Source organism: Mesotoga prima MesG1.Ag.4.2 (assembly GCF_000147715.2).
GTDB classification, from domain to species: Bacteria; Thermotogota; Thermotogae; order Petrotogales; family Kosmotogaceae; genus Mesotoga; species Mesotoga prima.
Window position 1 is genome coordinate 1,732,822 of record NC_017934.1, and the last position, 21,166, is coordinate 1,753,987.

The window sequence follows — 21,166 nt, forward strand, 5'->3', positions numbered from 1 at the left end:
TTCTATTTCAATAATCTCTTTATCTCTTCAACCGCTTTTTCTAGTTCATATGGATTTCTAGCTGTCGTTCGAATTTCCATGTACAATGTTCCGCCTCTAGTACTGTATCTTGCCTTAATGATTTCGCCGAACTGCTTGCAGACGAATTCATTTCTGTCAAATTTTTGGCTTGAGCCCCTCACCAATACTTCTTCGATGAATGGAATGGATACCAGCTTGTCTATGAATGATTGATTGTCCGAAATCATCTTGTTTGAATGGGCTTCTTTGGAGCTTTTCTTTAGTCTGTTCTCTATCGGTACAGAGCTATCCTTAAGACTCGCTTCAACATCCAGCTTTCCAAGACTCAATCTGCAGGCTTGGACAAAAACCTCGCCCATCGGACTCAGTGAAAGCATGTGACCTACTGAATCCTGTTCGCGGTCTATGAGAAGCTTAATTTCTGCGGGAAGCGAACTGAAGTTGATCCTGTAATCGTACTCTCTTTCCAGATCTTTTTCGTTTATTACGGAATTCATTTCCAGAGTGTCGAGAAGGCCTTTGTTCTCGAGCCAAAGCTCAACATCTAGAGACAGAGGCATTGGAGGCAGCTTTATAACGCCGTCAAATGTCTCGAACCGATAATAAACAGGGATCTTAACCCCCATCCCGAAAGCTAGAGAAAGCGCGATCTGAGCCTTGTATCCTCCTGTAGCGTTGATAAGTAGATTATCCATGTGATGTTTGTATATCTCGGCAATTCTCTTCACTAGATTACGTAAGCCTTTGTTCTGGAAATCGTCTGGCCTTGAGTCATCAAGATCGGATATTGCATTTACGGAGACATTTTTGAAGCTCATATCTTTCGAGCAATCAAAGAATAATTTGAGAGCGTCACCGATCTTCTTGCCTTCTTCGGTATCCGAGGTAAGAAAATATAAGTAGTCTCTCGAAGACAAAACTGACTGAGAAAGTATGGACGCTAGAGAGTTAATCTCAGCTCCAAACTCGCGATTCCCGATCGGGTCATTCAAGTTAAGGAGACGATCAGTAATTCCACTCGAAGTCATATTGCACAGTTTTCTCAAGCTTGCTCCGACTGTGCAGATAATCGTGTTTATGATGGTTTCCCCCTGTCTTCCCTCAAAGTGCAATCCCCTAGAAAAACTGAAGTCAGAATGGAATTTGAATTGATTATGAACGAATTATATCAGTTACTTTGTGGATATCCAAAGGCCATACTAGCTATTCTCATAGAATTTGCGTTTCTTTGGCCTTGTCAAGGCCAATAATCTCCTTCTTGTAATCATTTGACAGGCTCGAGCTGAATATTATAACTGAGTCCTCTTGCGTGTTCATGAGTCTTTTCAGTCCAGACTTCACTTTCTTAAGCTCTGCGTAAGTCAACTCTCCCTCAAAGACGGAATTCTGGATCCAGTTCAGGTAACGGCGGAGATACTTCAGTACTTTTGCTACTCTCTTCTCATTGATGTCATAGACGATGATTACCCACATGATTACCTCCGGCTGTATTGGAAGCCAGCTCTTCAAAGAGAATTCCGAATGCAGGCAGGATGAAATCCTGCCTTTGTAGATGATCCTTTCGGAACTACTCTACGTTTATTACAGAGCTTAGAGCCTCTACAGTCTTCTGATAGGTTTCTTCGTTCATAGGGAGCCACACTTCATCGTAGTTACAATCGGGCTGGAACAAGTCATTTCCAACACCAGTGGCATCAAGGAAACTGATGAAATTGAGTATCCCGGTCTTGCATTCGGGGCAGAATACAATCAACAGCAAGTCTTCATAACTCAAGACTTCAAGCTTGTGATTGTCTTTGCAGCTTATTGCAATATTGTTACCTGTAGTCTCAAAGGCAAGTCCAGCAGATAAGAGAGCTTCCTCAAGTGACAGCAAAGGAAGACCACATAGATCGGAAAACTTTGGACTGTCGTCTTCAATTTCATCGGTCTTCTCAAATACCAATGTTCCATTCACTTCAAGATCACCAATCTCTTTGAACTCCTCAGGTGAGGGCAAATACCATGAATCACCATCTTTTGAGAACAACACACCTTTCATGTAGGCAACAAAAGAGCCGTCATCTCTTCTCTTGATACTGTATACCAAGTTACACCTCCTTTCGATTCTTTGTGTTGTGAGTACCCTTCACAGAAATCGGACGTGAAAACGAGGATTAAGCTTCTCCTGGTTGGCGAAGCAATTCTACGAAACAAAGTTGAACCTGAGTTTGCCTTCAAGAAACCAAAGTGCTTGTTTTTGAGGGAGCTAAGATAGGCAATGGACAGATAATCGGAAGCTATAAATAGCGGCTGAAACTGAACGAGGTTTATTTTTTCTTATTTTGATCCATAGTCCATGCGAATAGGGCGCACAGGAGACCGATTATCAGACCTGACCAAGTTCCGGAAATCAGGCCAAGAATCCCGAGAACACCAGCCAGCGCTATGATTCCTATGAAGAGCTTATAGGGTAAGGACATTTCTTCACCTCCATTTTGAACGATATTCTTAGGATAAACGAACCTTTTAACGGTAGCCACATTCCAAGTTTCATACTCACACTTTTTGTGTAGATTTGTTTTTTGGCAATCGAGTTTCCTTCTTCCGACGCTTCTATCTCCATAATCTGGGAGGCATTGTTTAACTGACGTGACTGCAAGTCATGTGGGTACACAAGGAATTAACTGGGATAGTCTGAGATCATTCTACTTTGCTCTTTGCATTTGCTGACGCGCTTTTGCTTAGGAGTAATGAGCTGAGAAGACTTCTTTTTTCCATGAATTGAAAGAGTTTATTGCTTCGAATCTCGAGTCTGAAAAAAAGAAATCAAGAATCACGCTTGAACACTAAAGTGTCTATTAAGCTCTTTAATAAAGGCTTTTAGCCATTTCTCGATGCAAGTGAAGACTTTCTAACGCGAAAAAATCAACGCGCAAGTCGTGCGCAACCTATGTGCAATCCATGCGCACTTTCAACCCACTATGCTGATTGCACATAATTCCCTTCCGAAAAGGGATAGCATTAATTACAAATGCAGTACTGCGACGATTCTATGCGCAAGTCATGCGCAGACTATGCGCAACTTTCGCGCTAAGCACGCACCCGCACATTATATATAAACAAAACAAAACAAGACAAAACAAAACATAAAACATTCTTTCTCCTAAAGGAGAAACGAAAGTTTTGCTTTCGGAAGAACCAGCTGAAGAAGCTAAAAGTTGAGAGATCAAAGCTATTGTTGCTGACAGGATTAAGAACCGTTCTTTGTGAAGATCAATCGAGAAAGATCATTTAGAGACGTTCGCTGCGCTCACGAAAAGGCGAGAAACTTACACGTGCTAAAAAACAACATTCCGACCAGAGGATTGTCAGACAATGAGAATAAGAAAAAAACTGTCATCCCATGATGGGTCTGCACGGAATCTCGCATCAAATAACCGCTGTAGGCTTAAAGTCAAGGATCCGCTGATCGCTGAACGTCTTTGAGAAAAGTCTTCCGTTGACCGTCCCGGATCATGGACCCGTCCTTCGAAAGAACAGTTACGAGTTAAATGTTCCAAGTCGCAAGCTGAAGTCCCGAGGAAAAAGCGTCAAATATCGTCATTCCGACAAAGCTCCTGGTCGGAATCTTGATGCTATTGCTTCACGGCGCTCCTCGACGAACGGAGCCGCCAGAGGTAAACCTGTTTCTCTTGCTCTTACGAACCCGCTGCCTGCTAACCAACCACAGTTTCCCAAAAGCCCAAATCCTGAACAGGGGCATTTCAGATGACGAATTGGGTAGGTTCTCACAGCCAAACGTCAATACTCAATAAGGGTTCTTCCTCCTGCCGAAGGCAGCAATTCATACCACCATGGTTCTCACGCAACAAGCTGTAAGTCCTGATCATTAGACAGGCAGCCTAAAGTTTCCATACCACTACGGTTCATACAAGAGCAGTCCTCCGTTGACCGTCCAAGAGCATGGACCCGTCCTCCGTTAAGATCAAAGACCAGATCCTGACTAGAAGCACGTCAGGATGACAAGATGAGTTGGTTTTCACAACCTAATGTCCTGCTCCTAGAAGGGTTCTCCCTCCTGGCGAAGCCAGCCATGCGTCCCCGGATGCTTCTCGGGGCATTGCGTCCGCCGATGTTCTTCGGCGCATCACTTCCCGGGATGATCTTCCCGGCACAGCGTCCTACTAATGCAGCAATTCATACCACTATGGTTCATACAAGAGCCGTCCTCCGTTGACCGTCCAAGAGCATGGACCCGTCCACCGAAAGGATCAAAGATCAGATCCTGAACAGGAGCTTTTCAGGATGACGAATTGAGTTGGTTCTTACAATCTAACGTCTTGGCTCTTGAGAGGTTCTCCCTCCTGGCGAAGCCAGCCATGCGTCCCCGGATGCTTCTCCGGGCATTGCGTCCGCCGATGATCCTCGGCGCATCACTTCCCGGGATGATCTTCCCGGCACAGCGTCCTGCCGAAGGCAGCAATTCATACCACTATGGTTCTTACGCAACGGTGATGAAATGAAGATCTCCACACGGAAGATGACCTAGTTTCCATACCACTATGGTTCTTACGCAACGGGAACAGGTGGCAAAGATGACTCCGGAGCAGATCAAGTTTCCATACCACTATGGTTCATACAAGAGCAGTCCTCCGTTGACCGTCCCAGAGCATGGACCCGTCCTCCGAAAGGATCAAAGACCAGATCCTGAACAGGAGCATTTCAGGATGACAAAATAGTTGGTTCTCACAGCCTAACATAATGCCCCTTGAAGGATCTTTCCTCCTGGCGAAGCCAGCCATGCGTCCCCGGATGCTTTTCCGGGCATTGCGTCCGCCGATGATCCTCGGCGCATCACTTCCCGGGATGATCTTCCCGGCACAGCGTCCTACTAATGCAGCAATTCATACCACTATGGTTCATACAAGAGCCGTCCTCCGTTGACCGTCCAAGAGCATGGACCCGTCCACCGAAAGGATCAAAGATCAGATCCTGAACAGGAGCTTTTCAGGATGACGAATTGAGTTGGTTCTTACAATCTAACGTCTTGGCTCTTGAGAGGTTCTCCCTCCTGGCGAAGCCAGCCATGCGTCCCCGGATGCTTCTCCGGGCATTGCGTCCGCCGATGATCCTCGGCGCATCACTTCCCGGGATGATCTTCCCGGCACAGCGTCCTGCCGAAGGCAGCAATTCATACCACTATGGTTCTTACGCAACATCTTCTGGTTCGATATTCCTAGTATTACTTCTGCTGGTTTCCATACCACTATGGTTCTTACGCAACGTTTGGAGAGCAAACATTCATAAGGTTGAGAATCTCCTGTTTCCATACCACTATGGTTCTTACGCAACTCACTACAAGAAATGGTTAAAGTATTGTGATCTACCAAGTTTCCATACCACTATGGTTCTTACGCAACTCCAGAGCTGCAAACGAAAATGTAAGCAGAATAATCTCGTTTCCATACCACTATGGTTCTCACGCAACCCGCACGGCGATGACTCAAGAGGTTGTCGGGGATATGTTTCCATACCACTATGGTTCATATAAGAGCCGTCCTCCGTTGACCGTCCCAGATCATGGACCCGTCCTCCGTTAAGATCAAAGACCAGATCCTGACTAGAAGCGCGTCAGGATGACAAGGTGAGTTGGTTTTCACAACCTAATGTCCTGCTCCTAGAAGGGTTCTCCCTCCTGGCGAAGCCAGCCTTGCGTCCCCGGATGATTCTCCGGGCATTGCGTCCGCCGATGCTCTTCGGCGCATCACTTCCCGGGATGATCTTCCCGGCACAGCGTCCTGCCGAAGGCAGCAATTCATACCACTATGGTTCTTACGCAACGCCGGGCAGTTCTCTCATAGAAGGATTGCGGCTCAATGTTTCCATACCACTATGGTTCTTACGCAACCTACAGCGGGAAGTCGCTTCTATTGCAGCACAAGACACGTTTCCATACCACTATGGTTCTTACGCAACTATCCCATCTTTCAGGCGAAGCATACCTATTTTCAGTTTCCATACCACTATGGTTCTCACGCAACTTCTTTTTGCTTATTATGTGTATGGATTCGTTACTTGTTTCCATACCACTATGGTTCTCACGCAACCTAAGCGTTCCGCACCGTTTTTTCTTCCATGCTTAACAGTTTCCATACCACTATGGTTCTCACGCAACGGTGTAGATTGGTCGCTTCCTGCGGTATCGTCAAGTTTCCATACCACTATGGTTCTCACGCAACTGAGATTGATCCGGAGGATGTTCTGGATGGTGATGATCTGTTTCCATACCACTATGGTTCATACAAAAGCAGTCCTCCGTTGACCGTCCCAGATCATGGACCCGTCCACCGAAAGGATCAAAGATCAGATCCTGAACAGGAGCTTTTCAGGATGACAAACTGAGTTGTTTCTCACAGCCTAACATAATGCCCCTTGAAGGATCTTTCCTCCTGGCGAAGCCAGCCATGCGTCCCCGGATGCTTTTCCGGGCATTGCGTCCGCCGATGATCTTCGGCGCATCACTTCCCGGGATGATCTTCCCGGCACAGCGTCCTGCCGAAGGCAGCAATTCATACCACTATGGTTCATTCACCTTCGGTGGCCAGTCGCACTTCGTGCGGCCAGTCTTTGCTTCGCAAAGGCCAGTTCCGACTTCGTCGGGCCTGAGAACCGTCCTCCGAAAGGATCTAAGATCAGATCCTGAACAGGAGCATTTCAGGATGACATAATAGTTGGTTCTCACAGCCTAGCATGATGCCCCTTGAAGGATCTTTCCTCCTGGCGAAGCCAGCCGTGCGTCCCCGGATGCATCTCCGGGCATTGCGTCCGCCGATGATCTTCGGCGCATCACTTCCCGGGATGATCTTCCCGGCACAGCGTCCTGCCGAAGGCAGCAATTCATACCACTATGGTTCTCACGCAACGTTATATAAAAAAGGAGGAAAAATATGAATAAGCTAATGTTTCCATACCACTATGGTTCTCACGCAACTGTCCCTGGCCGCAGGGTAAACTCTGTCGGCAAATATGTTTCCATACCACTATGGTTCTTACGCAACCTATCAGCTGTATTCTATAGAAGACGTCAGTATTGCGTTTCCATACCACTATGGTTCTTACGCAACATGACAAAGGAAAGCTTGAGAAGTTTGTGTATAACGTTTCCATACCACTATGGTTCTTACGCAACCAGGTGACGAAAGCACAGCTGTTTGAGTTCCTCGCTTGTTTCCATACCGCTATGGTTCTTACGCAACCGGAATCCGTAAGGTAACCCCCTATACGTCCTGGACAGTTTCCATACCACTATGGTTCTTACGCAACGCACACGAACTTGGGAAGGAAAGGCATAGGAGGTGGTTTCCATACCACTATGGTTCTTACGCAACCTTCGGTATTCTTACGATGGAAGCTACCACAGTAACATGTTTCCATACCACTATGGTTCTTACGCAACGCAGAATCGAGAGTTTGACACTCAGTGCGTTTTCCAAGTTTCCATACCACTATGGTTCTTACGCAACCTGCACCGGGCATGAATGAAGCCTCGGTAAGCATATGTTTCCATACCACTATGGTTCTTACGCAACCCGACCGTGACGGTGCAGTTCGCGGTACTGTCCACGTTTCCATACCACTATGGTTCTTACGCAACTCAGGAAGAGGATCGAAACGAACACAAAAGTATTCACAGTTTCCATACCACTATGGTTCTTACGCAACAGGATAACAAGGCAAGGAAACGCCACGGATATAAAGGTTTCCATACCACTATGGTTCTTACGCAACTCAATCGCCAACTACAGTGAACGCTATTGCCCCCACACGTTTCCATACCACTATGGTTCTTACGCAACCTGGTGGCAGCGATGCTAGGCATGGGTACTCAACTTGCGTTTCCATACCACTATGGTTCTTACGCAACCATACTGAAAATGGTTCACTATGCCAATCGGCTAAGTGGTTTCCATACCACTATGGTTCTTACGCAACACATGGAAGAAGCAAGGAGGTTTTATGACTTCTGCCTGTTTCCATACCACTATGGTTCTTACGCAACATGTCATAATAGTCGGTTATAAAACCGCTCTGTGGATGTTTCCATACCACTATGGTTCTTACGCAACATGTATGGGTGATTTTAGCTCCAAGATGCGCGCTCAGTGTTTCCATACCACTATGGTTCTTACGCAACCTGCAGTTTAGGAGGGCGTACAGGCTGAAGATGCAGTAGTTTCCATACCACTATGGTTCTTACGCAACCAGGAGGGCTTCGTAGTCAACGGATAACTCCCGGGCATGTTTCCATACCACTATGGTTCTTACGCAACTGAGGAAGCAAATTTCTCAAATTCAGAGCGAAACTCGTTTCCATACCACTATGGTTCTTACGCAACGGTATAATCATACCAACCCTATAATAAAAATGCAATACGTTTCCATACCACTATGGTTCTTACGCAACTATCTGTGCCTTTTATTATGTGTTTAATTATATTAAAAGTTTCCATACCACTATGGTTCTTACGCAACAAGCCTATATCGACGTTGTTTATATGGGCTTATTTCATGTTTCCATACCACTATGGTTCTTACGCAACTCTTGCTGATACTAGCATATGGAAAAAACTGTTTTGGTTGTTTCCATACCACTATGGTTCTTACGCAACTCAGTTTTACAAAAAGGCTTATAAGAAGCATATGTAGTTTCCATACCACTATGGTTCTTACGCAACCGGGAATTTATCGATGAGATAGAGGGGCGATTGTAGTTTCCATACCACTATGGTTCTTACGCAACTCCTGGTGCAGTTGGTTCTCTTGCTGATACTAGCATAGTTTCCATACCACTATGGTTCTTACGCAACAAAAGGTCATCCATCGATCTCAGTCCTCACTTTCGGTTTCCATACCACTATGGTTCTTACGCAACGGCACGGATACAAACTCATCAGTAAAGACCCAATACGTTTCCATACCACTATGGTTCTTACGCAACGAACCTGCCGGAAGAGATGATAGAAGACATGTATAAGGTTTCCATACCACTATGGTTCTTACGCAACGCACAAGTACGCTGCGGATTACACTGGTCCTTTCACGTTTCCATACCACTATGGTTCTTACGCAACAGGCTTGCGACAATGCCTCTCTATTGAATCTTTATACGTTTCCATACCACTATGGTTCTTACGCAACAATTGGCGTTTATACCTCGTTGAAGATCATCAGAAGAGTTTCCATACCACTATGGTTCTTACGCAACCCTGGAACTACCTTCAGAAGACGCTAGGAATATCATCGTTTCCATACCACTATGGTTCTTACGCAACACTTCTCCGCAAGCTCATTAAACTTACTCATCTCAGCAGTTTCCATACCACTATGGTTCTTACGCAACTCTATCACCTCCGCCACGAGAGCAGCCACTCTCAAGGGTTTCCATACCACTATGGTTCTTACGCAACTAAGGTCATTCAAGGAGACTTTGTCTGTTACAATGTTTCCATACCACTATGGTTCTTACGCAACGCGATTGGTTACATGATGCGATATATGGGAAAGGATTATCGTTTCCATACCACTATGGTTCTTACGCAACGGCTGTTCTGTACCAGTCCGAGGGAAGGGATCCAGGAAGTTTCCATACCACTATGGTTCTTACGCAACCCTGCGAATGTTCGGGGCGATCTTGACCGAACATGAGTGTTTCCATACCACTATGGTTCTTACGCAACAGGAGGGTTGCGATGGTAAAGGATGGGGGTTATAGGTTTCCATACCACTATGGTTCTTACGCAACAGCGATCTCGTATAGCTTCTCATACACTTCTTTATGTTTCCATACCACTATGGTTCTTACGCAACCTTTCATGCTTAACAAGACTGATTCCGTATTTTCCTGTTTCCATACCACTATGGTTCTTACGCAACCCCAGATACACGCACCCAGAGAAGCCCCCATATTTTGTTTCCATACCACTATGGTTCTTACGCAACGCACCATTACTTCTCATAAATATATCCAATTCCCTAAGTTTCCATACCACTATGGTTCTTACGCAACACTCTTTCAATCGTTGGCATTGCTACCCCTCCGATTCCGTTTCCATACCACTATGGTTCTTACGCAACTTAACCAGGTATCCGATTCCGCCCCCCGTACTTTCAGGTTTCCATACCACTATGGTTCTTACGCAACTTCTTTTCCGCAATACTTAGCAAAGTATCCAATCACGTTTCCATACCACTATGGTTCTTACGCAACAAAACAGAAAGTATTGGTTTGATGAGTCAGGATATGTTTCCATACCACTATGGTTCTTACGCAACAGGTTATGTTCGGGGTATTGTTCCTGGTATGCGTAAGGAGTTTCCATACCACTATGGTTCTTACGCAACTAATGATACTGCTAGCTTCGTGTATACGAAGAAATGAGTTTCCATACCACTATGGTTCTTACGCAACTTAAGACAAGCCCGCGGATCTTTATCTAAAAAGTATGTTTCCATACCACTATGGTTCTTACGCAACCGAGAGATGACAGGATTGTCCCTGTCCCCGAAGAAATTTGTTTCCATACCACTATGGTTCTTACGCAACGAAGTTTGCAGAAAGATATTGTAATGCTCACTATACTGTTTCCATACCACTATGGTTCTTACGCAACACCATGCCAAGGAGACCATCACGCAACACCCGTTAACGTTTCCATACCACTATGGTTCTTACGCAACGAGAGAATAGTCTCTGCTAAGAACGGTCTGCCAAAGTTTCCATACCACTATGGTTCTTACGCAACCTGCAGATCATGAAGGTACTGATCTTGAGGCTGTATTGTTTCCATACCACTATGGTTCTTACGCAACCGGAAATCCCCGAAGGTTGTTTGTGCTAATTGAGGATGTTTCCATACCACTATGGTTCTTACGCAACGAATCTGTAAGGTGGCTTGTTTACTATGTTCTACACGAGTTTCCATACCACTATGGTTCTTACGCAACAATGTTGAGGCAGGAATTTCCTTTCCTCAACAAAATCGTTTCCATACCACTATGGTTCTTACGCAACCAGTTAATACCTCGAACTACTTTATTAGCCACGTGAGTGTTTCCATACCACTATGGTTCTTACGCAACGGATACAACGAAAACGGTTTCTGGATTCGCTGCTTGAAGTTTCCATACCACTATGGTTCTTACGCAACCAAGCAAGGAAGTTATAGAGGGTTTGGAAACTTGCCTCGTTTCCATACCACTATGGTTCTTACGCAACATCACCTACCACCCGGACAACTCCATTTTCCCAACTGTTTCCATACCACTATGGTTCTTACGCAACTGAGTTATAGATATGATACGGTGCGAATTGATTTAGGTTTCCATACCACTATGGTTCTTACGCAACAGGAACGGGGTTTTTATCTATAACATTGATTCTTGTTTCCATACCACTATGGTTCTTACGCAACTCACCTACCACCCGGACAACTCCATTTTCCCAACTGTTTCCATACCACTATGGTTCTTACGCAACCGCTTTTATTACAAAGATATTATACAGGTTTTGGGGAGGCAGAATCAACCAATCGGGAAGATCTCGCAAGCGCCATCGAATTTACATTTCGGCGATTCGCTTGGATTTGATTCTAGATGGACGCAGTGTTATGTGGAGGGAGAAGGCACCGGTATCTTCTAAGGAAGACCAATTGCAGAAAATACCGGCGAAAAACTCTCCAGCAGAAGCTTACAGAAGAAAGCTGCTCACGATTTCGCTTTCAATCAAATGACCTATCTGCAGTCGTGTCTGTGTAAACTGTACAGGAATGATTATAAATAGGTCTAGAAGTGTTATTAGGAAATGAGTCTAGAAGAAAATGGCATACGATCGATCCGACGAGAATTGGTAACGAAATTATTAACTCGGGAAAGGCTTATGGGAAGGATAATACAACTCTGTTCGGAAAAGCCGATGATGATAATCCGCAATATGGCGTTTACATGAAATGATCGCATGTAATCTAGTGCGACAATAAGCTGAATTAACCAATCTTGAAATGCCTCAGTGGAATTGGGTTTTAGAAGCATAGTGATTTCGACGGCAAGTAGTTCCGAATGGGTATTGACCGAGAATGATTATTGCGGGAATTTTACTTCTGGAGTCAAGAAAATTCGAACTTGATGAAAGGATTTGAGAGAATTGTTCTGAATGGGTGTTCTGCCTTCTACCACCACATGTGAAGCGCTTTGTAGTCTTCCTCTGAAAGAATAGACCGGATCAGTTTGTAGCATTCGGTTAGAAGAAGCGTGTTGTACGAGACTTTCCTTTTTAGTGTTGGATGAAAGACCGTCTCTTCCATGAATTTCTCGAAGTGCTCAACGTACTTCTTCATTCCTTCATTGGTAAGAAGGGTTGAATTCATTTCCTTATCGAAGTCGTCTTCTGTAATGATGGCTTTGTTCAGTAGAGTCATGATCAGTCTGTCTACGATTACAGGTTTGAAAACCTCGCTTATGTCGAGGCAGAGCGAGAATCTCATTTCGCAGGGTTCGTGGAGAAAGCTCACTGTGGGATCGAGTTGGGTCTGATAGATCTTACTGAGTGTCCTGGTGTAGAGTAGTGAGTTCCCGAAGGAGATCATGCAGTTGAGTATACCCAAGGGAGGCTGTCTGATTCTTGTTACGAATTCCTGACCGGTAAGCCCCGCAAGAATCGGATAGTAGTATTGTCTGAAAGCGCCCTCGACAGCCATTACTGAGTTTACCCCAGTTGTGTTTTGAAGTCTTTCTCTAGTGTTCTTCAGCCCCTCTATCTTGTCTTTGTATCCGGGAATCTTGCTGGAGGATCTCTGGAGAACTCTAAGCATGTTGTGCATCGCTCCGTCGATGAATTCTCTAGATAGTTTCAGCCTTTTAATAGGGTCGAGAAAGGTTTTGATCTGTTCTACTAGGAGTTTCCCCGATACTTTCTGCTTCCTCGGAACGAAACTCCCGCTGTACCAACCATTATGGGAGAAGACATGAAGCGCTACTTCCTTTTTTGAAAGGAAGGAGAGAAGATGGGTGTTAAGATCGATTTCTCCAAAGGTCGAAATCGATTCGATCTTTTCTATTGGAATGAACTTTCTTCTGCCCTCACGTTCAAGCAGAAGAGTGTTGTCCTTTCTGCTCAGCTGTCCGCTGGCAAAGAGATAGAAGTTCTTCTTCATGATCAAACCTCCTAGGAAAAGCAGAGATCGAAGTACGAACAACCTTTGCACCCTTCTTTGAAGAGCGGAAGGGGCGCATTATCCAGGTTGAAGATTGTCTTTATCTCATCGAGATCTCTTCTTATTTGTTCTTCGTCTTCTTCAGTAAGTGAGAGCATGATCATTTTCTTGGCTCTGGGATACGTTAGCCTGGCAGTAAATTCGTGAAGGCCAAGTTTATGCTTTAGATAGTAGAGATAATACTTGACCTGATAGATGTGGCCCTCTCTCACTTCTTTACCGTACTTGATTTCAACGATTTCTCTTGTGTTTCTGAGTATGTCGAGAGAGATCTCGTCGATCACGATGTCTTTGTCTTCGCCCTGACTGTATTCTTCTTGAAGTAGCTTGCCGAGTTGAACGCTCTCTGAAGTCGATTCCATTGAGATGTTGTGAAGAAAGAACCAGAGCTGCGTCTTGCAGTAATGGAGATAGTTGATTGCATTACCCCCGATCCTCGGCTGTCTTTCCGTTATTTCCATCAGAAGCCCTCGACTATGGAACCTTCGTCTTCTTTCGGACCGAGGTAGCCGAATGATGGATCGTAGATGATTGGCGCGTAGATGAATCCGTCATCATCCTTTTCCAAGCGTCCGATCACATCTCTTACAGGTACTTTGACAAGTTTGCCGAGTTTCTGCATCTTGCCCGAATTATCGTTCCTGAATTCAGCAGGTATCACTTCTATAGTCTTGTAGGGGATACGGCGAATCAGGTCGTCTGCAAGCCTTTGATCGATTGACATCGAATAAATCTGGAAGTTCATCTCTCTCACAAACTGCCAGCTCGCCTTACCGGCAGAGATCTCCTCTTCAATGTTCTCTATTTCAGAGAGTAAGTCTTCCATCATTTCCCTTAGTTCAAGTCCGCTAGGCGTTTGATGGGCTTTTAGGAGTCCAAGAGATTTGGCGACAAGGTTCTTGTTGTAGACAGAATATGAGTTTTCATTCTGAGGGAAGATCATAACCTCACCTATCGGAGTGGTGCCTTCTCTGTTTACTCTCCCGAAACGCTGGGTGAGCGAGTCAATCGGTGCAGCTTCTGTTATGAGGACATCGTAGCTTATATCAAGGCTGATTTCGATCGTCTGTGTGGCTACGATGATTCTCGGAGGAGAATCTCCCGTAATGCGAGAGAGGATTCTTTCCCTGTCTTCGAGGTTGAAGCGACCGTGATAGAGAATTATTTCTTTATCTGGAATCTTATCTGACAGGGTTTTGAAAGCTTCCGTTGCCTTTTTGACCGTGTTGAAGCAAAGAATGGCTTTTTTCCCCTTTTTATGTTGCCTCTTTGTCTCTTCAACAGGGTCGACATCTTCTAAATGAGAGATGGTGATTCTTCTCAGCGATTCACCTTCGTAATCTCTCACTATCACAGGGTAGTCAAGAACTTCCTTGAGCTTCTGGATCATGTAGGAAGGGAGAGTGGCGCTCATCACGCAAACTGGAGTACCCATGGCGTTAAGCATTTTTATGCTTTCAAGCAGTATGCCAAATGTGTACGGTTGACTCGCGTGGATCTCGTCGAATATGACCGCCGAATTGACGATATTTACTATCTTTGGCTCCCATCTTCCCCAGTTAAGCGACATGAGAAGAAGCTGATCGAGAGTCGCAACGTTAATTGGGTTGTCAAAGGCTTTCATCCAGAAGATTCTATCTCGGGTGTCTTCGGAGTATCCTTCGTTAGAATACAAATAGTATGCGATGTTGCCGTGGACCAGACCGGTTTTGTCGGACACTTCTTCCGTGTATCTTTTGTACATAGCTTCGACTGTTGTCACTGTGGGAAGAAAGAGGGTGGACTTTTCTCTTCCAGTCGATTTTGTCCAGACAAGAGCGGCGAGAGATTTTCCGCGACCAGTAGGAGCGAGGATTATCGTGTCCTTTCCGGTAGAGGCCTCTGCTTGAAATGTGCGCAAGGGCCGAGAATCGAGTTTTATGCTTGCTGATGAGAGTGACTTCTTTGCGGAAGCCGACCAATCTGCAAGGTTTAGAATTCCCTGGATCAAGAAATAGAGTCGCCTGTCGCGAGGTGCGCCAAAAAAGAAGTTGCAGAGTCTCTTGAGAAGTTCTCGAGGAGAAGGTATCTGCAAGTCGAGATCGGGAAGCTCAATTCTGAAGTGACCCTTCGCATAGTCTTTTATCTCCTTGAATTCATTCACAAGTTCGAGGTTTGGAGTCGCCTGTTGTCTTTGAAATTCCAAGGATGAAAAAGAGTCTTTGAATCGAGAACCATGATGGCCCAGTATAGACTGGAGGATGTAGTTCTTGATGGGGGATTCTTTAAGAGAGGCCATAGCTATCTGAGCCGAAGCAAGTGAGTGGGAAAAGCCCTTCTTGTCGAAGGAGAATTCTACACAGCCTTTCCCGATGTCGTGGAAGGCGCAGGCGGTTAGAATTGCTTCTGAGATTTGTTTTGGGTCAAGATTCGTGTTTTTGAGGGCGATTTTGTTTTGATCAAGATAGCTATGAGCGTAATCAAGAACTCTCTCGGTATGCTCTACCAGGCTTACTCCCGGCTTTGCGAGAGACATTATTCTACCTCCAGAGGGGAAAGACAGTATCTGAGACATCTACTGCCTCTCCAGAGTATTCGACCGGTTCGGAGATGTATGTGTAAGGAGATCTGTTTTTTGGCCTCCGTGCTTTCGGGTTCCGTTTATCTCTATCAAATTCGCTATTCAGCCAGTAAGTCTTGAAGTGAGGGATACTCCCTTCATTTAGAGCGGTGATGTTGATCTTGCCTTGAAGGTCTCCCTTAACCACAGTGTTGTGTATGACTGATCTCTCCACTCTCTCTGCGGTCTCTAATTCAGACTGGATAAAGGTTATGAACTCGTCGTCTCTTCCCAGACTTAGGGGGAAGCAGGGATCGGAAATAGCTTTCTTAATCTCTTTTAGTTTGGTCTCGGGGCCCACAATTAGAAGTCTAATATTGGGTTGATAGAGGACCTCTCTTATCACGACAGCCTTACCAATGGATCTTCCACCGTCTTTTACCTTCTTTATCGCCCATGCGTCTTTTGCAATTCCTTCATTCTCCTGTATGTGTACGCCGAAAGAAAGGTCCCGGCAATAGTTCTGTGCTTCGAAGTATTCTCTGCCGGTAGCTGCGCCGATTATTCCAGTGATCGTGGTGGGCGGAGGAAAGGGCAGGCTCTCCTGATAATTCATGGATGCGGGGCTTCGAAAGGAAGCTGTGTATCCTTTTATTGAGATTTGGAGCACTAACATCTTTTCACCTCCATTGGAAAAGGCCCCTCGCATGAGGGGCCAGTGTTATATTGTTGAAAGAATCTCTTTCACTCTGGAGAAGGCGTCTGTCATGGGAAGAACTTCAACTGTCTCAGGAACTCCAGCATCCAGCGCAGATGCGTCAAGTACTTTCGTGGTTCCAATGATTACGCGATCGATTATGCTTGAATAATTGGTAATGCTATCGATCAGCGTTTCGGCATTGATCTTTCCCTTTGTATCACAGCTTACGGATTCGAGGAGGAAGGGAAGCTTTACTGTTTGAAAGGCGAAGGCGATGAATTTCGGAGAGATGTCTGATAGTATGTTGGTCTGCTTTCCGCCTGTCCAGAGAGTCATCATGGAATCGAGGAAGAGGTTGAGTCTTCTCAAGCGCTCTTCTTTCTGTATCTCGAGTGTGGTCTCTTTGATTTCAGAAGGATCGAATTTGCCGACCCTGTCAAGTTCTATAAGTCCGCCGCCTCTGAGATACGCGGAGTAGACTTCGGTTTCAACCATGTTTCCGCCCTTGTCGCTGGCTTTTCTTGTCTTTGTAAGTAGATCTCTGTCGCCTCTGTAAGGGAAGAGAGATACGAGCGGGGCGATTCTCACGGGAGACGTTCTCTTTCTGTTGTCACCGGTTACTGCGATCATAAAGCCGAAGAGGTCGTCGTCGATGTAGTTCAGCGGATCTCCGAGTGTAGTTTCGACTTCTCCGTCTACGGGAGTGGAGAGGGCCTCGCCGATTTCTGCAAATCTCTCTCTCAGGCCGTGGCGCTGACATTGTCCGGAAACGTAGTTGAAAGCGGATCCGTCGGGAGCGACGATCTTTTTTGCGGTCTGAATGTTGCCTTCTGTGAATCCTGCGTTGGGGTTACCCATAGTGACTTTGGATATCGAACCCCAGGAGAGACATTTAATCTGCAATCTTTTCACCTCCATTCTGTGAGGATGCATAATGTCTTGAAAGGTATTTGTTCACGGCGAAGATTACAAGAAGTGCTTTGGGCTTCTTCCAGCTTTCCTCATTGAGGATCCTTATGAACTCTTCGGGAATTCTGATTTTCCAATCCTCTTTTGCGTACTTGAATTCAAGATCGGCAAGGGTGAGCAAGAGATCCTCCAGAGAGCGGCTGTTGCGTAAAGAGTATAGATCGCCGAAGCTCTGGGCTTCAAAGACCGCGTTGCCAATCACTTCTCCGGCCTTTTTTGAGAGATCGATTGTCATTTGATCCAAGCCATTCACTCCTTTCATGGTATTTGATGCAACTATCACCTCGTATATAGAATGGACAGGGTAATCGAAATCAAAGATGATCATCTGAAGCCTTTCTTCGAGTGGCTTGAAAGAGAGGATCATTCTGGATATCTCTTCACGTCTCGAAACGTCGGCAGAGGGGCTTCCGGGGATTACCAGACTGTCCATGAATTTCGAGAAGTCGCCACCCAGGGTCTCCACGTTTTCGAAAAAGGTTGTCAGCTCCTCCACTCTCTCGAATGAGTCGAAGTTGAGAAATGAGTTGTTTCTTCCAGTGTTCGAGACCTGCATAACTTTGAACGAGGAGCGGGGAATGAATCTGGTCTTCTCGAACAGGGTGTGAAGAGAAAGGAGAAGGGTTTCATAGGGTTCCTGAGGATAGAATCTCGCCTTGACCTTCAGGTTTCTCCATGAACCGGGTTCGTGGAGGTCTTTCATCCAGAGAAATGTATTGTAGGTCGATTCGAGAGTATCGCTCTCCGGGAAGAGGTAAGTGATCACGTAGTCCTGCCCGTCCTTATAGGATGTGTAGAACAAGGCGAGACCGGCCATCATTCCAAGGAACTGGCAGTTAAGGCAGACTTCACCGCTTCCCGAGCCGAAGCTGAAGAAGCTCTGAAAGTTCTCGGCCTTCACCGATAGGGGATCTCCCAGCATCGACAGTTTTTCGAGAGTTGAGACTCTAGAACCGCAAAGACTGCATACTTTGCTTCCAATCTTGTTTTCCTCGAGGATCTTTGAGACTTTGTCCAGAACTGTGTACTGCTTTAGAAAAGGTCTGAGGTTTGGCGCCCAGGGCTTGCCGTTCTTGTTGAGCATATCTTTGAGGGCGTTTTCGAAGATTGTCTTTTTGGGCGTCTGTGTCTCGAAAAGGTTTCCCGTGATAGTACAGTCTGCAGTATATCTCTTTATCGCGACCGCTCCGGCCATTTGCCAGAAACTTCTTATATGAACTCTCATGTGACACCTCTTTCGGTTAAGAATTGTCCTCACAGTTTTCGCAGACGTTTCTTCCTTCCTGAATTGTGCAACCGCAGCAGTCGCAGAAGACTCCTTTGCACCAGCAGGTCGCGCAGGCGCTGCCTTCTAAACCAAATCCCTCATCTTCATCTAGGCAATCATCCTCGTAGAAATCTCTTTCGTCTTCCAAGATGGCTCACCTCCTTCAAGCTTTATAATCACACTTTTTTGGAGTATCAGTTCTCGAGTACATATTCCCCGTCAATCTTATGGAGTCTTGGTGGTTCAAAGGCGATGTTGACCTTACTTAGTAATTCGGATATCTTGTCCAGAGCAGACTGTAATTCCTCTACGCCGTTGTCTTCCTCGCAGAAATGGGAGAAGGTAACGAACACGGAAAAGTCGTCCTGCCGTCGGCTGATTTGAATCTGTCCTTCGGGAAGTATCTCTCCATTTTTGAGAGAGTCGAGCAGTTTTTCTTTGAAGTAATCGACGACAATCCAGGGAGCTTTTGCATAGTATTTGTAGACAAGCTCTATGAAATCACCTCCTTATATTGACAGTCATGGCACTCAGCCTAGGATATATAATCACACTTTTCTGTAATGAGCAGATAGTCTTTTGGTTTTCCTGGGATTTGCTTGGTGAAGAATGACCTCTTCTACCTAGATGGTGTTTGTGAAGAAGAACGTTAATGTAGGGATTGCTATTCCATAAACGGCACGATTTTCTTAAAGATATGATCTGAATTCTCTAATACAAATAGAATCAGGAGAGAGAAAGTCTTCGGGTAATTTAAGTATGGAACGGGGATCCAGGTGCCGTTAGCTTGGTGGCGCAGATTACTTGCTCAGTTCTTCCTTGGTCTTCTTGTACTGTACAGCTATATGACATGCAGCATCGAATACTTCCAGTCCTACTTTGACAACGAGCATGATTGCTTGTGCGATATTTGTTGGATTGCGAGGTGCTCCCAGTTCATTTGGTTTCACTGTTTCACCTCCCTTTATCTCAGTTATGATCGTACTTTCATGATTCATAATCACACTTTTTAAATTATTGCCGCAAAGACAGCTCAGAAGAGATTTAGCTGATTATCATGGCCGGGTTCTCTTGAGATCAGCGCGTTAAAAAGAATCGAATAGGTCTTGATTCCTATTCCTCTAATGTCTAGGATCTCTCTGAAACGAGTGACGTCTTCGCGTTTGTCCAGAAGTCTTTTTATGATCGAAGGCCTGAGAGTAAGGCATTTCAGTTCATATTCAGACATCGCCCTTAGCTGTTTTATCATCGATTCCTCGTTTTTCGAAGGGCTTTTATCCAGACAGAGAAGTATTTCTGCCTTTGAGCTTTCAAATACCTCTCTTGTTATGTTCTCCGATGTTTGAGGATCTATACCCCCCTTTCCTGCCCCGGCCAGAGGAAGGGCAACTCTTTCAAAATTGCTTTCTGTTATGATCTCTTCCGCACGCTTAAGAGAGGAACGTATCCATGAGATTTTTGATGGCATCTTCCAGTCTTCTTTGACAAACAGACTGATTATCCTTGGAAAAATATCTCCTCGGAATATCCAGGCAGAACCGGGCAAAGGACCTTCGTGGGAGCATCTCTCTCTGTAATTATCAAAATAGCTAGGAAATCTAAGTTTGAACTCAAGCGCCAATCCGGCCCCCATAACTCCCTCTGTATTGACGGTGTTTGCTATTACGGGGACATTCTCTTCTTCAAACGCGGCAAATACGCTTTTCTTATATACAGTTATCATAAGCTCAGCCCTCGAAGTAATAGGTGTATCCGCTATCGCGGAGCTGTCTGATGGAGATTCCTTTTATCTTTTCCGCAGTTCTGTCTAGAATTATACATTCGATCCATTCCGGTTCGATCATGTCGATCTTCACTAAGATCTCGGCACCAAGTCTTTTCTTGAGCAACCAGTTATCGTAGAAATTTCTCGTTGAAAGCACCACTTCAATATTTATCTTCTTGAGAGCGGGTTCACTTAGAGTGTAGATCTCGGCATCACTGCAGGCGGCGATTCTGTCAGATACCAGGCAGTCATAGTGAGTTACTAGATCGCTATTCAGTCTTAGAATCGCGAAATCTCTGTTTTCTTTCTGGTAGCGGAAGGTCATCGCATTCCTGGTATTAAAGAACAGCGGTACATATTCATGTAGGGACTTTCTTTCTCTGATTGTTTGAACGGTCTGATCGGAGTAATCATCGTATGGTATCTCCAGAGTCTCTACTGCCATCTTGCTCATTACTCCGTGTTCGAGTATCGAAGGAATATTCTTTACTGGCGAAAGATAGTAGAGATGCTTCACTCCGAACGCCTGTAAAGGATTACTGCTCGTAACCATTATCTCACCTCCCTTTCAGGGTTTATAATCACACTTTTTTACGAGGCTTTGGATTCGCAAATGGAAAGCGTATAATATCGTTGAAACTGAATTACTAATTCT

Annotated in this window: 14 protein-coding genes and 1 CRISPR repeat array; all 14 genes read right to left on the bottom strand. The window is 45.3% G+C overall.

The annotated features are described in order from the left end of the window. Positions 1-2: 2 nt before the first annotated feature. The 14 genes from THEBA_RS08155 to THEBA_RS08210 all read right to left on the bottom strand — a co-directional run bounded on the left by THEBA_RS08155 (position 3) and on the right by THEBA_RS08210 (position 21,064). On the bottom strand, positions 3-1,067 hold the full coding sequence (locus THEBA_RS08155; protein WP_014731177.1) for a putative CRISPR-associated protein: 1,065 nt from the start codon (positions 1,065-1,067) through the stop codon (positions 3-5). 163 nt (positions 1,068-1,230) lie between these two features. Continuing rightward, on the bottom strand, positions 1,231-1,494 hold the full coding sequence (gene cas2, locus THEBA_RS08160) for a CRISPR-associated endonuclease Cas2 (RefSeq protein ID WP_014731178.1): 264 nt from the start codon (positions 1,492-1,494) through the stop codon (positions 1,231-1,233). Positions 1,495-1,588: 94 nt separating this feature from the next. Then, positions 1,589-2,110 (bottom strand): hypothetical protein, encoded by a 522-nt coding sequence (locus tag THEBA_RS08165; protein WP_014731179.1) that lies wholly within the window; start codon positions 2,108-2,110, stop codon positions 1,589-1,591. Positions 2,111-2,330: 220 nt separating this feature from the next. Further along, the gene (locus THEBA_RS14395) at positions 2,331-2,483 is read right to left on the bottom strand and encodes a hypothetical protein (protein WP_014731180.1); all 153 of its coding nucleotides are present in this window, start codon (positions 2,481-2,483) and stop codon (positions 2,331-2,333) included. A 4,413-nt stretch (positions 2,484-6,896) separates the two neighbouring features. Further along, a CRISPR array of direct repeats spans positions 6,897-11,539; the repeat unit is 30 nt; unit sequence GTTTCCATACCACTATGGTTCTTACGCAAC. A gap of 688 nt (positions 11,540-12,227) precedes the next feature. Beyond that, positions 12,228-13,211, bottom strand: coding sequence for a type I-B CRISPR-associated endonuclease Cas1b (cas1b, locus tag THEBA_RS08175; protein WP_014731181.1), 984 nt, complete (start codon positions 13,209-13,211; stop codon positions 12,228-12,230). Positions 13,212-13,222: 11 nt separating this feature from the next. Next, positions 13,223-13,732, bottom strand: coding sequence for a CRISPR-associated protein Cas4 (cas4, locus tag THEBA_RS08180; RefSeq protein ID WP_014731182.1), 510 nt, complete (start codon positions 13,730-13,732; stop codon positions 13,223-13,225). After that, positions 13,732-15,786: a CRISPR-associated helicase/endonuclease Cas3 gene (locus THEBA_RS08185; RefSeq protein WP_014731183.1), complete on the bottom strand. Its 2,055-nt coding sequence runs from the start codon at positions 15,784-15,786 to the stop codon at positions 13,732-13,734. Before THEBA_RS08185 ends, cas4 begins: the two co-directional genes overlap by 1 nt. Before the next feature lie 4 nt (positions 15,787-15,790). Then, positions 15,791-16,486, bottom strand: a complete 696-nt coding sequence (cas5, locus tag THEBA_RS08190; RefSeq protein WP_014731184.1) for a CRISPR-associated protein Cas5 — start codon at positions 16,484-16,486, stop codon at positions 15,791-15,793. A gap of 45 nt (positions 16,487-16,531) precedes the next feature. Further along, positions 16,532-17,422 (bottom strand): type I-B CRISPR-associated protein Cas7/Cst2/DevR, encoded by an 891-nt coding sequence (cas7i, locus tag THEBA_RS08195; protein WP_236609128.1) that lies wholly within the window; start codon positions 17,420-17,422, stop codon positions 16,532-16,534. Beyond that, positions 17,403-18,704, bottom strand: a complete 1,302-nt coding sequence (locus tag THEBA_RS08200) for a hypothetical protein (RefSeq protein WP_014731186.1) — start codon at positions 18,702-18,704, stop codon at positions 17,403-17,405. The genes cas7i and THEBA_RS08200 overlap by 20 nt, the downstream gene beginning before the upstream one ends. 16 nt (positions 18,705-18,720) lie before the next feature. After that, positions 18,721-18,894, bottom strand: a complete 174-nt coding sequence (locus tag THEBA_RS14400) for a hypothetical protein (RefSeq protein WP_014731187.1) — start codon at positions 18,892-18,894, stop codon at positions 18,721-18,723. Between the two features lie 652 nt (positions 18,895-19,546). Continuing rightward, positions 19,547-19,696 carry a hypothetical protein gene (locus THEBA_RS14405; RefSeq protein WP_014731188.1) on the bottom strand — a complete coding sequence of 50 codons (150 nt, stop codon included), beginning with the start codon at positions 19,694-19,696 and terminating at the stop codon, positions 19,547-19,549. 83 nt (positions 19,697-19,779) lie between these two features. After that, positions 19,780-20,469 carry a macro domain-containing protein gene (locus THEBA_RS08205; RefSeq protein WP_014731189.1) on the bottom strand — a complete coding sequence of 230 codons (690 nt, stop codon included), beginning with the start codon at positions 20,467-20,469 and terminating at the stop codon, positions 19,780-19,782. A gap of 4 nt (positions 20,470-20,473) precedes the next feature. Further along, complete coding sequence (locus THEBA_RS08210; RefSeq protein WP_014731190.1) at positions 20,474-21,064, bottom strand: DUF4433 domain-containing protein; 591 nt, start codon at positions 21,062-21,064, stop codon at positions 20,474-20,476. Positions 21,065-21,166: the final 102 nt, after the last annotated feature.